This is a genomic window from Dermabacter sp. HMSC06F07 (assembly GCF_001807345.1).
GTDB classification, from domain to species: domain Bacteria; phylum Actinomycetota; class Actinomycetes; order Actinomycetales; family Dermabacteraceae; genus Dermabacter; species Dermabacter hominis.
Genome location: NZ_KV788569.1, coordinates 1 through 634 on the forward strand (window position 1 = coordinate 1; position 634 = coordinate 634).

Below are 634 nucleotides of genomic sequence, written 5' to 3' on the forward strand. Positions count from 1 at the left end.
CTGAGGTTACCCTCGTTTAGTGGACACCCTATTAGTGCGGATCTTGTGTCCGTAGGAGAGGATGTTCATTGTGAGTCAACAGCGCAAGAAGTACACGCCGGAGTATCGGCGTGAAGCCGCGAACCTGGTAATAGAGTCGCGGCGTCCGATTGCTCATGTGGCTAAGAAGATTGGTGTGTCCGCCGGGCTTTTAGGCCGGTGGGTCAAACTCGAGCGTGAGCGCCGAGGAGCATCAGATGGGATGAGCGAGGCTGATCTTCGTGCTGAGAATGCTCGTCTTCGTCGGGAGCTGGCTGAAGCCAAGATGGATAACGAGTTTTTGTCAAAAGCGACAGCCTTCTTCGCTGCGAAGCAACGCGAGCAGAAAAGTTCGAATTGATGCAGCAGGAGAAGGCGAACTACAGCATCAAGCGCATGGCACGGCTTTTAAAAGTGTCTCGGTCTGGATACTACAAATGGGCCCATACGCAGCAGAAGCGACTATCGGGCGAAGATGATCGTGCAGCATTTTACGATGATGTTGACCGCAAGATTCACCGGATTTGGAAAGACTCCGATGAGGTTTATGGTGCGCCGCGGATCACCGCAGAACTTGCCGAGCGCTACCACATTGCGCTTAACCGTAAGACTGTGG

Annotated in this window: 2 protein-coding genes; both read left to right on the forward strand. The window is 53.5% G+C overall.

The features are described from left to right. Positions 1-70: 70 nt before the first annotated feature. On the forward strand, positions 71-379 hold the full coding sequence (locus HMPREF3157_RS00625) for a transposase (RefSeq protein ID WP_201771337.1): 309 nt from the start codon (positions 71-73) through the stop codon (positions 377-379). Continuing rightward, positions 379-634 (forward strand): IS3 family transposase (locus HMPREF3157_RS00630; protein ID WP_141740567.1); only part of this gene is annotated, 256 nt, incomplete at its 3' end. The genes HMPREF3157_RS00625 and HMPREF3157_RS00630, both read left to right, overlap by 1 nt.